Raw genomic sequence first — 14,192 nt, 5'->3', positions numbered from 1 at the left:
TTGTTGCATGGTGCTGGGATTACTTTACCGCATTTTGGGTGAAAAACAGGTAGCCCGGCTCACTATTCGCGAGCCGGGCTACCTCGTTCATACCCTTACAACAGTGTTGTTTATCGCGGCAGCATCATCGGACGCTTGGAAGCGACGATCGGTGCCGGCAGTTCGGTGGAGCCGGTAAGGTACTCGTCGACCGCGGCCGCGCAGGAGCGACCTTCGGAGATGGCCCACACGACGAGGCTCTGGCCACGTCCGGCATCGCCGCAGGCGAAGACGCCGTCCTGGGAGGTGGCGAACTTGTCGTTACGCGCCACATTGCCTCGACCGTCAAGGTCGACCGGCAGCTGATCCACCAGCGTGGTGGTGTCAGGGTGCAGGAAGCCCACGGAGATGAGCACCAGATCGGCGGGAATCACTCGTTCGGTGCCTGGCTGGCGGGTGAACGGCCCGTTCTCTCCTGGAGCGACGTTGACGACCTTTAGACCGGTGACATGTCCGTTCTCGTCGGCGACGAAGCCTTCGGTGGCGGTGGAGTTCTCCACCTTCACCTTGGCCTTGTCCTCATCGGAGCCCTCGAAGTTGACCGAGTCGGTGTTGTACACGTATTCGGCGCGCTGCGTTTCGAAACCTTCCTCCATGGAGGAGGTTTCCTTGTACAGGCGGGCGAAGGTCGGCCATGGCTGGTTGGCCGGACGCTCCTTCGGTTCCTGCGGCATGATCTGCAGCACGGTGACGTCCTTAGCGCCTTGGCGCAGGGATGTGCCGAGGCAGTCGGAACCGGTGTCGCCGCCGCCGATGATCACCACATGCTTGCCTTCGGCGGTGATGTCGTTGACCGGCTTGACACCGTACACGCGACGTGTGGCGTCCGGCAGGAACTCCATGGCGAAATGGATACCCTTGAGCCCGCGGCCTGGAATCTTCATGTCACGCGGCACGGTGGAGCCGATGGCAACCACCACTGCGTCGTAGCGGGAACGCAGGTCATCCCAGGAGATGTCCTTGCCGATTTCCACGCCGGTGCGGAACACGGTGCCTTCGGCTTCCATCTGCTCGACTCGGCGGTCGATGAGGCGCTTGTCGAGTTTGAAGTTCGGAATGCCGTAACGCATCAGACCACCGATGGCGTCATCACGCTCGTATACGACCACGGTGTGGCCGGCACGGGTGAGCTGCTGGGCGCAGGCGAGACCGGATGGGCCGGAACCGACCACGGCAACGGTCTGGTCGGTCAGACGCTGCGGCGGCAGAGGCTTGACGTAGTCAAGGCTCCATGCCTGATCGATGATGGTGCGTTCGTCGTTCTGAATCATCGTGGCCGGCTGATGGATGCCAAGCACGCAGGCGGCTTCGCACAATGCCGGGCAGATGCGACCGGTCACTTCGGGGAAGTTGTTGGTTTCGGACAGACGGTTGTACGCGTCCTCCCACTTCTCCTGACGGACCAGATCGTTGAACTCCGGAATGATGTTGCCGAGCGGGCATCCGCTCATGCAGAACGGGGTTCCGCAATCCATGCAGCGGGCCGCCTGCTCGGTGGTCCAGGACTGCAGGCCGGATTCGGTGTGAACGTCGAACCAGTCCTTGATTCGCTCTTCAACGGGGCGTTCGGCCAGTTCGCGACGGGTACGGACCTTCAGGAATCCACGAGGATCTCCCATGTCAGCGCGCTCCTTCCATAACCTGCTCGTACACCTGTTCCCAGACGCCGGGCGTATTGAAATCGATGTTCTTCTCCTCGGCTTCCTTCATCGCCTTCTGCATGGCGAGGAAGTGCTTCGGAACGATGTGGGTGAATCGCTTGGCGCTGTTTTCCCAGTCGTCAAGCAGGGCCTTCGCGAAGGCGGAGCCGGTCTCTTCGGCATGCTGCTTGACGAGACCATGCACCAGCTTGTCGGCATCGGCGTCAAGCGGCTCGAACAGCAGCGCGCCGTTGGTGGCGGCCGCCGGGTTGACCTGCTTCATGTCGAGGTCGAGCACGTACACGTTGCCGCCGGAGAAGCCCGCGCCGAGGTTACGGCCGGTGGAGCCGAGAATCACGACCGTACCGCCGGTCATGTATTCGCAGCCGTGGTCGCCCACGCCTTCCACCACGAAGGTGGCGCCGCCGTTACGTACGGCGAAACGTTCGCCTGCGCGGCCGGCCACGAACATTTGGCCGGAAGTCGCGCCGAAGCCGGTGACATTGCCTGCGATCACGTTCTCGTGCGGATCGAAGGTGATGCCGTCCTCTGGACGGACCACCATGCGGCCGCCGGACAGGCCCTTGCCCGCGTAGTCGTTGACTTCGCCGTAGACGCGGATGGTTTCGCCACGCGGAATGAACGCGCCGATGGACTGGCCGCCGGCACCATGGAACGTCATGTCGATGGTGCCGTCCGGCAGACCTTCCTCGCCGTAGCGCTTGGTGATCTCATAGCCGAGCATGGTGCCGAGCGTACGGTACACGTTGCGGATCGGCATTTCGATACGCACGGGCTCCTTCTTGTCAAGGGCGGGCTGGGCAAGCTCGATGAGCTTGTTGTCGAGCGCCTTGTCGAGCTCGTGGTTCTGATCGATCGTCTTGTGCAGGATGGTTCCCGGAACCGGGCCCGGCTGCATGAGCACGTTGCTCAGGTCGATGCCGTCGGATTTCCAACGCTTGATGGCTTCGTCCTGGTCGAGGCATTCGACATGGCCGACGGCCTCTTCCAGCGTGCGGAAGCCGAGCTGCGCGAGCAGTTCGCGGACTTCCTCGGCGATGAACATGAAGAAGTTGACGACATGTTCCGGCTTGCCCTTGAAGCGTGCGCGGAGCTCCGGATCCTGGGTGGCGATGCCCTGCGGGCAGGTGTTCTTCTGGCAGGCGCGCATCATGACGCAGCCTTCGACGATCAGCGCGGCGGTGGCGAAGCCGAATTCCTCGGCGCCAAGCAGCGCGGCGATCACCACGTCGCGACCGGTCTTGAGCTCGCCGTCGCACTGCACGGTGATGCGGGAACGCAGGCCGTTCAGAACCAGCGTTTGCTGGGTTTCGGACAGGCCGATCTCCCACGGGGTGCCGGCATGCTTGATGGCGTTGAGCGGAGCCGCGCCGGTGCCGCCGTCATAGCCGGAAATCAGCACCACATCGGCATGGCACTTGGCCACGCCGGCAGCGATGGTGCCGACGCCGAATTCGGAGACGAGCTTGACGTGGATGCGGGCCTTCGGATTGGCCATCTTCGCATCGTTGATCAGCTGCTTCAGATCCTCGATGGAGTAGATGTCGTGGTGCGGCGGTGGGGAGATGAGCTCCACGCCCGGGGTGGCGTGACGTACCTTGGCGATCCACGGCGGAACCTTGGCTCCCGGCAGGTGGCCGCCCTCGCCCGGCTTCGCGCCTTGGGCGAGCTTGATCTGCAGGTCGGTGGCATGCACCAGATAGTCGCTGGTCACACCGAAGCGTGCCGAAGCGATCTGCTTGATCTTGCTGTAGCGCAGCGGATCGTTGATACGATCCTCGGATTCGCCGCCTTCACCGGAGTTGGAGCGTGCGCCGATCGTGTTCATGGCGATGGCGAGCGTCTCATGCGCCTCCTGGGAGATGGAGCCGTAGCTCATGGCGCCGGTGGAGAAACGCTTGACGATTTCGCTGGCCGGCTCGACTTCGGAAATGTCGATCGGCTTGCGGGTGGACTTGAACTTCATCAGGCCACGCAGCGTCATCAGACGGTTGGAGGTGTCGTTGATGTGGTTCGAGTACTTCTTGAACAGGTTGTAGTCGCCGCGCTGGGTGGACTGCTGCAGCAGGAAGATGGCTTCCGGATCGTTCAGATGGTCCTCGCCGGTACGACGCCACTTGTAGTCGCCGCCGGTACGCAGGTTGCGGTGCGGGCGGGCGGTCCATTGGGTCGGATAGGCCACGCGATGGCGGCTGGCGACTTCCTCGGCGAGCTCGTCGAGGCCGACGCCGCCCACACGGGACGTGGTGCCGGTGAAGTACTCGTCGATGACGTCCTTGTTGAGACCGACCGCTTCGAACAGCTGCGCGCCACGGTAGCTCATGATGGTGGAGACACCCATCTTGGCCATGATCTTGAGCACGCCGGTGGACAGTGCGCGGGTCAGGTTCTTCACGGCGGTTTCCGCGTCGACCTTGAGGTAGCCCTTGCGGGAGAGGTCTTCGACGGATTCGAATGCCAGATACGGGTTCACCGCGGCAGCGCCATAGGCGATCAGCAGTGCCACATGGTGGATTTCGCGCACATCGCCGGCTTCGACCACCATGGAGATCTGCGTACGCGTGTGGCGGCGCAGCAGATGGTGCTGCACTGCGGAAGTGAGCAGCAACGATGGAATCGGACCCCACGCATAGTTGGAATCGCGGTCGGACAGCACCAGGAAGTTGGCGCCGTTCTCAATCGCCTCGTCGATCTCCTGGAAGATCTCGTCAAGACGGTCCTTCAGTGCCTGTCCGCCGCCGGCCACCTGGTAAAGGCCCTTGACGATGAATGGCTTGTAATAGCCACCGAGAATCTTGGCGCGGTCGAGGCGCTTGAGCTGTGCCATCTCGTCGGAGTTGAGCACCGGCAGCGGGATGAGGATCTTCTTGGCGTGCAGTTCGGAATCGGCCAGCAGGTTCGGCTCGGGACCGATGGCGGATTCGAGGCTGGTCACGATCTTCTCACGTTCCCAGTCGAGCGGCGGGTTGGTGACTTGCGCGAACTTCTGGGTGAAGTAATCGAACAGCATGCGGCTGTGCTTGGACAGCGCGGCGAGCGGCGTATCGTTGCCCATGGAGCCGAGCGGCTCCTTGCCGGTGTTGGCCATTGGGGCGAGCAGCAGCTTCAGATCTTCCTCGGTGTAGCCGAAGGCGCGCTGACGACGCTGCACGGACTGACCGGAGTGGTTGACGTGCTCGCGCTTGGGCAGCTGACTCAATTCCACGGAGTTGCCTTCCACCCACTTGCGGTAGGGGTGCTGGCTGGCAAGAGTCTTCTTGATTTCCTCGTCGGGGATGATGCGACCCTCGTCGGTGTCGACGAGGAACATCTTGCCCGGTTCCAGACGGCCCTTGGTGACGATATGCTCCTCGGCGACTTCCGGCAGCACACCGGTTTCGGACGCGAGTACGACATAACCATTGTCGGTGACCTGCCAACGTCCCGGGCGGAAGCCGTTACGGTCAAGCAGAGCACCAACCTGGGTGCCGTCGGTGAAGATGATATGCGCCGGGCCATCCCATGGTTCGATCAGCGTGTTGTTGTATTCGTAGAAAGCCTTGACGTCCGGATCGAGCTGGTCGTTGTTCTCCCATGCCGGCGGCAGCATCATGGAGATGGCGTGCGGCATGGAACGGCCGGCGAGGTGCAGCAGTTCGAGGCATTCGTCGAAAGTGCCGGAATCGGAATAGCCGGGGGTGGCGATCGGCAGCAGCGGCTTGAATTCGCCGAGCAGTTCGGAACTCAGTCGGCCTTCACGTGCGGACAGCCAGTTGCGGTTGCCTTGGATGGTGTTGATCTCGCCGTTGTGCGCCAGCTGGCGGAACGGCTGTGCCAGCGGCCAGCTTGGGAACGTGTTGGTGGAGAAGCGGGAATGGACGATGGCGATTTTCGCCTTCATGCGTTCGTCGGACAGGTCAAGGAAGAAGGGCTTGAGCTGCATGGTGGTGAGCATGCCCTTGTAGGTGATGGTGCGGGCGGACAGGGACGCGAAGTAGATGCCTACCTCGTGTTCCACGCGCTTACGGATGCGGAAGGTCTTGCGGTCGAGTTCGATGCCACCGAGCTTGCCTTCCGGATCGGCCACGATCAGCGTCTTGAACGCCGGCATGCTGGCCAGGGCCTGCAGGCCGAGTCCGTCCGGATTGGTGGGTACGACGCGCCATGCGAGCACTTCGAGGCCCTCTTCGCGCACGATCTTGGAAATGGCCTGCTCCTGCTGGCCGGAAGTGGCGATGTCGCGATCCAAGAAGGCGATGCCCGCGGCGTAATGACCTTCTTCAGGAAGCTCCACACCGGCCGTGGCACGCATGAATTCGTCGGGCATACTCATGAGAATGCCTGCGCCGTCGCCCGTGTTCTCCTCGGCGCCCACGGCGCCACGATGGTTCAGATTGACCAGCACCTCGATGGCGTCATCGACGATCTTGCGTTCCGGACGCTTGTTGAGGGTGGTGACCATACCCACGCCGCAAGCATCATGCTCGGCTCCAGGATCGTACATACCTTGGGAATCATGGATCGTCAGATCTAACGGGGCGTGGAAAGTCACCGAAACCACCTTCAATGTTTTTGGGCAAGAAAAGTCTTGCGGTTCTTTAATGCGTGGTTTAGAATACCGCGCCAGTATGTCAGCAACGTTGCACGTGTCCATATAACGAATGGCTATTTTTGTCAATGCCTCGCAGAGGATTTAGCCCATGAACGCATACTTCGCATGTCATGCTCATGCGCACGCACTTCACTTATGCTCATTAACCCGGTCAGTCCAGTGTTTCCAACAGCTCCGTGATGATGGTGTCGTTGAGCAGTCGGCCTCGCAAAGTGGGTATGGCGCGGCCATCAAGCATTGTGATCAGCCCGTCGTGTTCAAGCTCAATCCATTTTTGTTCAGGAATCAAGTGGCTGAATTGTCTGGTGTCGAGTCCTTCACGAATGCGCAGGCCCAACATGATGGTCTCTTCGATGTCCTCGGCGGCAGTGATGCGTTCACTGCCGGCCCATGGCACATTGCCCTCATTGATGGCGGTGCCCCACAATCGCGGATGCGCGATATCCCAGGAGCGCAATCCTTTGCCGTCTTCGCAATCGCCATAATGCGAATGCGCACCGGGACCGAGACCGGCCCAATCGACGTTCCTCCAATAGCCAAGGTTGTGTTGCGACTCGTATCCAGGACGAGCCCAATTGCTAATCTCATACCATTCGAGGCCGGCTTCGGTGAACATCGTGTCGGCGATTTCGTATTTGTTCGCTTCGTCGTCATCGTCCGGTCTCGACAACGTGCCCGCCGCGATCTGTCGTCCCATTTTCGTATTCGGCGCGATGGTGAGCGCATATGCGGAAATATGGTTGACGCCCAAATCGATGGCGGTGCGGACGGATGTGCGCCAATCGTCAAGGCTCTCCCCCGGCGCGCCGTAGATCAGATCGACGCTGGAACGCATGCCTGCTGCATTGGCCGCTGCGATTCCGGCAGCGACGTTTTCCGGCGTATGCGTACGGTCGAGCGTTGCAAGCACATGCGGTACCGCGGATTGCATGCCGAAGGAAATACGATTGAAACCGCCGTCTGCGAGTTCTTTCACATAGTCGGCATTCACCGTGTCGGGATTCGCTTCGGTGGTGATTTCCGCGTCATCGGCGATGCCCCATGTGGCGCGTACCGCATCCAGCATGGCGACCAAATCGCTTGCCTTGAGTGTGGTCGGCGTACCGCCGCCGAAGAAGACGGTTGCCACCTTCGGCTCGTTGATACCGTGCGTTGTCTGCCAATCGCGGACAATCGCCATTTCGCGGATAACCATGTTCGCGTAGTTGCCGCGTGACGCGCCCGCGCCCATGTCCACGGCCGTGTAGGTGTTGAAGTCGCAATAGCCGCAGCGACGTAAGCAAAACGGAACATGAATGTAGATTTCGAACGTCACGAAAGGCTCAACCTTCGGACTTCTGCGCGGCGCGAATCTTGTCCTTGGTGTCGCGGTCGTTGCCCGCTCCGCCGGTGGACAGGGCCGCGATGAACGCCTCCTGCGGCACTTCCACATGGCCGAGCATCTTCATACGCTTCTTGCCGGCCTTCTGCTTTTCGAGCAGCTTACGCTTACGGGAGATGTCGCCGCCGTAACACTTGGCGAGCACGTCCTTACGCAGGGCGCGGATGGTTTCGCGTGCGATGATTCGAGAACCGATGGCAGCCTGGATGGGAATCTCGAACTGCTGGCGCGGAATGAGCTCACGCAGCTTCTTGGTCATCATCACGCCATAGCTGTACGCCTTGTCACGGTGCACGATGGCGCTGAACGCATCGACTTTCTCGCCTTGAATAAGGATGTCGACCTTCACCAGATCGGCGGACTGTTCGCCATCCTCGTGGTAGTCGAGCGACGCATACCCCTTGGTACGGCTCTTCAGCTGGTCGAAGAAGTCGAAGACGATTTCGGCGAGTGGAATACGGTAATGCATTTCCACACGGTCGGCGGAAATGTATTCCATGGTGCCCATCTGGCCACGGTGGTCTTGGCACAGGTCCATCACCGCACCGATGAAATCCTTCGGCGTGATGATGTCGGCGGCAACCATCGGTTCGACGATCTTCTTGATCTTGCCTTCGGGGAATTCGCTCGGATTGGTGACGCGATGCACGGAATTGTCTTCCGCGGTGACCTCGTACGGCACGTTCGGCGCGGTGGAGATCAGGTCAAGGTCGAATTCGCGGCTCAAACGTTCGGTGACGATCTCCATGTGCAGTAAGCCCAGGAAGCCGCAACGGAAGCCGAAGCCCAACGCCACGGAGGTTTCCGGTTCGTAGATGAGGGCCGCGTCGTTGAGCTTGAGCTTGTCAAGCGCCTCGCGCAGTTCCGGATATTGCGCGTTGTCGATTGGGAACAGGCCGGCGTAGACCATTGGTTGCGGATCACGGTAGCCTTCGAGCGGCTCGGTAGCCGGATTTATGGCGGAGGTGATGGTGTCGCCCACCTTGGACTGGCTGACGTCCTTCGCTCCGGTGATCACATAGCCGACCTCTCCTGCGCCAAGCGCCTTGGTGGGCATCATGTCGGGGCTGATCACGCCGATTTCGATGGGGTCATGCGTCATGCCGATACCCATCATGTGCAGTTTCTCGCGCGATTTCAGTTCACCGTCGACCATACGAATGTAAGTGACGATGCCACGATAGGAGTCGTATACGGAGTCGAAAATGAGCGCGCGGGCAGGCGCGTCCGGGTTGCCCGCCGGCGCGGGCACTTCGGCGACGATACGGTCGAGCAGTTCGGCGACGCCTTCTCCGGTTTTGCCGGAGACGCGCAACACGTCGGACGGGTCACAACCAATCAGGCCGGCGATTTCCTCGGCATGCTTGTCGGGTTCGGCGCTGGGCAGGTCGATTTTGTTGAGCACGGGGATAATGGCCAGATCATGGTCGATGGCCATATACAGGTTGGACAGCGTCTGCGCTTCAATGCCCTGCGTGGCGTCGACAAGCAGCACCGCACCCTCGCATGCGGCCAACGCTCGGGACACCTCGTATGTGAAGTCCACATGGCCGGGGGTATCAATCATGCCGAGTGTGTATTCGGTGCCGTCAACCGTCCACGGCACGCGCACGGCCTGCGATTTGATGGTGATGCCGCGTTCCTGCTCGATATCCATGCGGTCGAGGAAGCGATCGCGCATCTCGCGCTCCGGCACGATGCCACTCAACTGCAGAATACGGTCCGCCACCGTTGATTTGCCGTGATCGATATGCGCGATGATGCAAAAGTTGCGGATCAACGACTGATCGGTGTACCCGGGCTGATTATGCTGTTGGCCCACGCCATCCTCCTCTGGAAATATTCGACGCAAACGATTCTAACTGGTAGTGTCGGCATGTCCTTCCGCGACACTCTTATACGCATTGGCGATTTATCCGCGTGCCATGTTATCATCATCGTTTGTATGTCCTTATAGCAAACGTCGTTTGGAGAAATAGTGGCAAACATCAAGTCGCAGAAGAAGCGCGTTCTCACCAACGAGAAGGCGCACAAGCGTAACGTGGCCGTGAAGTCCAGCCTGAAGACTGCCGTTCGCGCCACCCGCGAAGCCATCGCCGCTGGCGATAAGGCCGCCGCCGAAGCCGCCTACAAGGTCGCAGCCCAGAAGCTCGACAAGGCCGCCGGCGCTGGCGTGATCCACAAGAACCAGGCTGCCAACCGCAAGTCCGGTCTCGCTGTGGCCATCAACGCTCTCTGAGTTTTCGTAACTCACAGCTTGTAAGAAGCCCCGCAGGAAAACCTGCGGGGCTTCTTCTTTTTTACATTTCGTACTCTGTTGAAAATGCTCACTTACGCTTGATATCGTCATCATTCCGATCGGGATGGATGACCGGACGTTTGAGATATTTGGCTTCGCTCGGCAGGTAGGTGTTATGCCTGGCCAAAGCCCCCGGCAATTGAATGTCGAAAAACACGGAGATAAGCCGCATGGCCACCATCAGCACCACAATCAGCACATCAAGCAAGACTTCGGCGGGAAAACTGACGATTCCCTCGTTCACTCCTTTACATACGAGTACCGTCAATACGCATCCAACGGCTGAAGGCACCGCGTACCAATGCTTGTCGCGGATCACCATGGGCACCTCGTTGATGAGCATGTCACGGATGAGTCCGCCGCCAAGTGCCGTGAACATGCCCAGGAACACTGCCGTGGTGCCGGACATGTGGTACATCATGGCTTTGGATGTGCCGTTGACGGCGTAAAGACCCAATGCCAGCGCGTCCAATGACAGCATGGACCATTTGAGCTTGTCGACTTCGGGATAAATGATGGCTACGGCCACAGCTGCGAGCAGTGCGGTGATCACCAGCCCTTTGTCGGAGACGCCTGCGGGAGGAAGCGCTCCGAGCAGCACATCACGAATGATGCCACCACCCAATGCGGTGAGCCATGTGGTGACGAGAATCGCAAAAATATCATAGCCTTTGCGTACGGCGGCGAGCCCGCCGACCATGCCGCAGCAGAAGGTCGCCAGATATTCGATACCTATGAAGAAGCCGTTGCTTTCCAGCGCCACTTCCATGGCCACTCCCCTTCCCTCACATATTTCTTTTCCAACCAGCTGTTAAAAATAGCACAATATGGGGCAAGAGCTGCAATAAAAGAGCCGGAGGGCGGCACGTACATTGCCAGACCATGTGAATTGGCCTGAAGCACGCGCCACCCTCCGGCGGCCATTACAGCTATATGTCAGCTAATAATCGCTAACGGGAAAATCAGCAGACCTTCCACATCCAGTTGTGTGGGTCTTCGATCTCGCCAAGCTGGATGCCGAGCAGCTGGTTGCGCAGTGCGAGGGTGAACTCGCCGGAACCGCCGTCGGCGACGGTCACATCGAACTTCTCGGACTTGAAGCGACCGATCGGGGTGATGATGGCGGCGGTACCGCAGGCGAACACCTCGGTGACTTCGCCGGACTTGATGTCCTCAAGCAGCTGGTCCAGAGCGATCATGGTCTCGACCACGTCGTGGCCGTTGTCCTGGATGAGCTGGATCAGGGAGCGGCGGGTCACGCCCGGCAGGATGTTGCCGGTCAGGGACGGGGTTTCCACGTGGCCGTCCTTGTGCACGACCATCATGTTCATGCCGCCAAGCTCCTCAAGGTAGGTCTTGGTGGCGGCGTCGACGAAGCACACCTGCTGGCAGCCGTGGTCGATGCCGGTGTACTCACCAAGCAGGGATGCGGCGTAGTTGCCACCGCACTTGGCGAAACCAGTGCCGCCAGGGCCGGTGCGGAACCACTTGTCTTCAACCCAGATGCTGACCGGCTTCACGCCGCCCGGGAAGTACGGTCCGGACGGGGAGGCGATCACGCAATAATCCACTTCCTGCGGAGCGCGCACGCCAAGGAACGGCTCGGAAGCGAACATGAACGGACGCATGTACAGCGTGTATTCGCGACGGGACGGAACCCAGTTCACATCGCGCTTGACGAGGGCGGCGACAGAGCCGATGAAGTCGTCGATCGGCAGCTCCGGCAGGTACAGACGCTTGGCGGAGTTCTGGAAACGCTCGGCGTTCGCATCCGGACGGAACAGCCAAGTGGAGCCGTCGGCGTGACGATAGGCCTTCAGACCTTCGAAGCATTCCTGGGCGTAATGCAGAACAGATGCGCCCGGGTCCATCTTCAGCGGCGCGTACGGCTCGATGCGGCGGTCCGACCAGCCTTCACCCTTGGTCCAGGTCATGTGGGCCATGTTGTCGGAGAAGACCTGACCGAAAGCCGGCTTGTCGATGAGTTCGGCACGCTTGGCGTCGGATGCCGGGTTGTCGTTCGGGAGCACGGTGAACTTCTCGGCGAGCTTGTCAAGCTCCGCCGGATCGTGATGATTCTGTTCAGTCATTCTTTACTTCTTCTAGTTGCATCAGCCACCCAAAGGCGGCCAGCGGTTATTGGTCTCCGGCGCTTGTGGCGCCGGGTTCTGGTATGTACTCTCTCACACCATAAACGCTTTCGATAACCGGCGTTCGCGATATGAGATAACGATCCTCATAAAGCAGGAAGGGGCCCATACGGACCCCTTCCTCACCGGCTACCTCATGCTTGTGGAGCAGCCAGTATAGACAACGATACGGCTCACTCAGCGTCAGCAGCCGGAGCGGCAGCGGCGTCAGCAGCCGGAGCGGCCTCAACCGGTGCGGCATCTTCCGGCACCTCGACGGTGACGACGGATTCTTCCGGATCCTCGACATCGAGTACGACGCCTTCCGGCAGCACGACGTCCTTGGCGAAGACCTTGGAACCATCGGTCAGGCCATCAACGTTGACCACGATCTTCTCCGGCAGGTTGGCGACATCGGCGCGGACCTTGAGCTCCTGGATGTCGACGAATGCGACAGCAGCGCCCTTCGGGGTGCCTTCGACGAACACCGGCACCTCGACGTCGATCTTCTCGCCGGCCTTGACCTCGTAGAAATCGACGTGCTCGACGATGCGCTTCACCGGGTTGCGCTGGACGTCCTTGACGACGGCCATCTTGGTCTCGTCACCATACTTGATGGTGAACAGGGCGTTGGTGTGACGCAGAGCCAGAGTGGTCTCCTTCATCGGCAGCTGCACGAAGGTCGGATCCTCGCCGCCGGCGTAAACGGTGGCCGGGATGAGGTTCGCGACGCGCATGCGGCGGGCAGCACCCTTGCCGAACTCGGTACGAGCAGCACCTTCAAGAGTGATGGTGGTAGCCATAATCAATATCTCCTTGATACATCGTTCTTATGTTTCGGCGCACCGACGAGCCGCATAAAAAACCCAAGGAGTTTCATATCATACGCCAAGTCGATAACGGAGGCGGAACCTCCCTCGCCAAGACAACAGTTATCTAGTATACATGGTGCGCTGACATTTCCCTGCAATCAGAGTAGCAAGGTGCATAAAACGCGGACTATGCGCAAACCCACGTACAATCGTAGTCAGACAAGCACCAACCAGTGGTAAGGAATCAGAAAATGGCAACGACGCATGACCATTCCGCGCTCATCCGCAACATTCAGCTCGCGACTGGCGTCACGACCGTCGCAGCGACGGGATTGCTCGCGGCGTCAGCACATATGCTGTTCCGCTTTGCCATCGACACGCAGTGGAAGCATTCCATTTTCCATCAGGCGCTGATCGCTCCGGATCGCGAGGGAAAGATGAACCAAGGCGAGGCCAAAGAGGCCGAGCAATGGTTTTCCGAAACGAAACAGCCGGTATCCATCACCAGCCGCGATGGGCTTAAGCTGCATGGCTGGCTCTTCGATCCGGATTGCATCGACCCGACGCCGCATATATATGCCATCTGCGTGCATGGCTATACCGGAGCCCCTGAAGAACAAGCCAAATGGGCACACCGCTATGCCCGCATGGGCTTCACCGTCCTCGCACCATCCCAACGGGCCCAGGATCTGAGCGAAGGACGATATGTAGGCATGGGATGGTTGGAGCGCAATGATCTGCTTGATTGGATACGGCTGATTGTGGATAGCGACGATCAAGCACGCATTCTCCTATTCGGAGGATCCATGGGAGCCACGACGGTGATGATGACGACCGGCACGCCGGAACTGCCACGCAATGTCATCGCGGCAATCGCCGAAAGCGGATACACTTCCGCCCGCATGGAATTCATAGACAGCGCGCGAGGCATGTTCCACATGCCAAAGCTTCTCGCCTCGGCATGTGTGGACGCGGCGGGTCTGATCTGCAAGCGCCGTGCCGGCTATGATTTCACCGAAGCGTCCTGCATACCGTCATTGCGGCATACGGTCATTCCGATGCTGTTCATCCATGGAGGAAAGGACCGCATGGTCAGCCCACGTTTCCTCGACATGAACTACAACGCCTGCTCCAGCATCGACCGCGAACGTCTGCTGGTTCCGGACGCCGATCATATGGAAAGCTCCGCCGTGGATCCGAAACGCTACTGGGACACCGTATACGGATTCATCCGTCGTTCATTCAAGATCTGACAGCCGAACCCCAAAAAATATAAGCGG

At 59.9% G+C, this 14,192-nt stretch carries 9 protein-coding genes; 2 read left to right on the top strand and 7 right to left on the bottom strand.

Going from position 1 to position 14,192, the window contains the following annotated elements; all coding sequences use genetic code 11:
* Positions 1-110 precede the first annotated feature (110 nt).
* The 4 genes from Q5H33_RS01365 to lepA form a co-directional block, all read right to left on the bottom strand.
* Entirely contained in the window at positions 111-1,658 is a 1,548-nt protein-coding gene (locus Q5H33_RS01365) for a glutamate synthase subunit beta (protein ID WP_035011052.1), read from the bottom strand.
* A gap of 1 nt (position 1,659) precedes the next feature.
* Positions 1,660-6,231: a glutamate synthase large subunit gene (gene gltB, locus Q5H33_RS01360; protein ID WP_085382479.1), complete on the bottom strand. Its 4,572-nt coding sequence runs from the start codon at positions 6,229-6,231 to the stop codon at positions 1,660-1,662.
* Positions 6,232-6,442: 211 nt separating this feature from the next.
* The gene (gene hemW / locus Q5H33_RS01355) at positions 6,443-7,606 is read right to left on the bottom strand and encodes a radical SAM family heme chaperone HemW (RefSeq protein WP_217730173.1); all 1,164 of its coding nucleotides are present in this window, start codon (positions 7,604-7,606) and stop codon (positions 6,443-6,445) included.
* A gap of 7 nt (positions 7,607-7,613) precedes the next feature.
* Positions 7,614-9,494: a translation elongation factor 4 gene (lepA, locus tag Q5H33_RS01350; protein WP_021912880.1), complete on the bottom strand. Its 1,881-nt coding sequence runs from the start codon at positions 9,492-9,494 to the stop codon at positions 7,614-7,616.
* A gap of 156 nt (positions 9,495-9,650) precedes the next feature.
* Between lepA and rpsT the strand changes: the two genes are divergently transcribed.
* Positions 9,651-9,911: a 30S ribosomal protein S20 gene (rpsT, locus tag Q5H33_RS01345; RefSeq protein ID WP_003809394.1), complete on the top strand. Its 261-nt coding sequence runs from the start codon at positions 9,651-9,653 to the stop codon at positions 9,909-9,911.
* An 88-nt stretch (positions 9,912-9,999) separates the two neighbouring features.
* Here rpsT and Q5H33_RS01340 read toward each other — a convergent pair whose 3' ends face one another.
* The 3 genes from Q5H33_RS01340 to Q5H33_RS01330 form a co-directional block, all read right to left on the bottom strand.
* Positions 10,000-10,740, bottom strand: coding sequence for a trimeric intracellular cation channel family protein (locus Q5H33_RS01340; protein WP_003809397.1), 741 nt, complete (start codon positions 10,738-10,740; stop codon positions 10,000-10,002).
* 193 nt (positions 10,741-10,933) lie between these two features.
* On the bottom strand, positions 10,934-12,061 hold the full coding sequence (locus Q5H33_RS01335; protein ID WP_003809399.1) for a branched-chain amino acid aminotransferase: 1,128 nt from the start codon (positions 12,059-12,061) through the stop codon (positions 10,934-10,936).
* Between the two features lie 233 nt (positions 12,062-12,294).
* Positions 12,295-12,903 carry a 50S ribosomal protein L25/general stress protein Ctc gene (locus tag Q5H33_RS01330; RefSeq protein WP_033499439.1) on the bottom strand — a complete coding sequence of 203 codons (609 nt, stop codon included), beginning with the start codon at positions 12,901-12,903 and terminating at the stop codon, positions 12,295-12,297.
* Positions 12,904-13,163: 260 nt separating this feature from the next.
* Here Q5H33_RS01330 and Q5H33_RS01325 point away from each other — a divergent pair, with 260 nt between their 5' ends.
* Positions 13,164-14,165 carry an alpha/beta hydrolase gene (locus Q5H33_RS01325; protein ID WP_003809402.1) on the top strand — a complete coding sequence of 334 codons (1,002 nt, stop codon included), beginning with the start codon at positions 13,164-13,166 and terminating at the stop codon, positions 14,163-14,165.
* Positions 14,166-14,192 lie beyond the last annotated feature (27 nt).

Origin of the sequence: uncultured Bifidobacterium sp., assembly GCF_959020145.1 — a bacterium.
Taxonomy (GTDB): Bacteria; Actinomycetota; Actinomycetes; order Actinomycetales; family Bifidobacteriaceae; genus Bifidobacterium.
Note: the sequence above shows the minus strand (reverse complement) of the source record. Positions and strands in the feature narration are given on the sequence as shown.

Bases quoted from the DNA above. Each gene is read 5' to 3' on its own strand.
- Q5H33_RS01365 (WP_035011052.1), bottom strand. From the start codon at position 1,658: ATGGGAGATCCTCGTGGATTCCTGAAGGTCCGTACCCGTCGCGAACTG.
- Q5H33_RS01340 (WP_003809397.1), bottom strand. From the start codon at position 10,740: ATGGAAGTGGCGCTGGAAAGCAACGGCTTCTTCATAGGTATCGAATAT.
- Q5H33_RS01335 (WP_003809399.1), bottom strand. From the start codon at position 12,061: ATGACTGAACAGAATCATCACGATCCGGCGGAGCTTGACAAGCTCGCC.
- Q5H33_RS01330 (WP_033499439.1), bottom strand. From the start codon at position 12,903: ATGGCTACCACCATCACTCTTGAAGGTGCTGCTCGTACCGAGTTCGGC.
- Q5H33_RS01325 (WP_003809402.1), top strand. From the start codon at position 13,164: ATGGCAACGACGCATGACCATTCCGCGCTCATCCGCAACATTCAGCTC.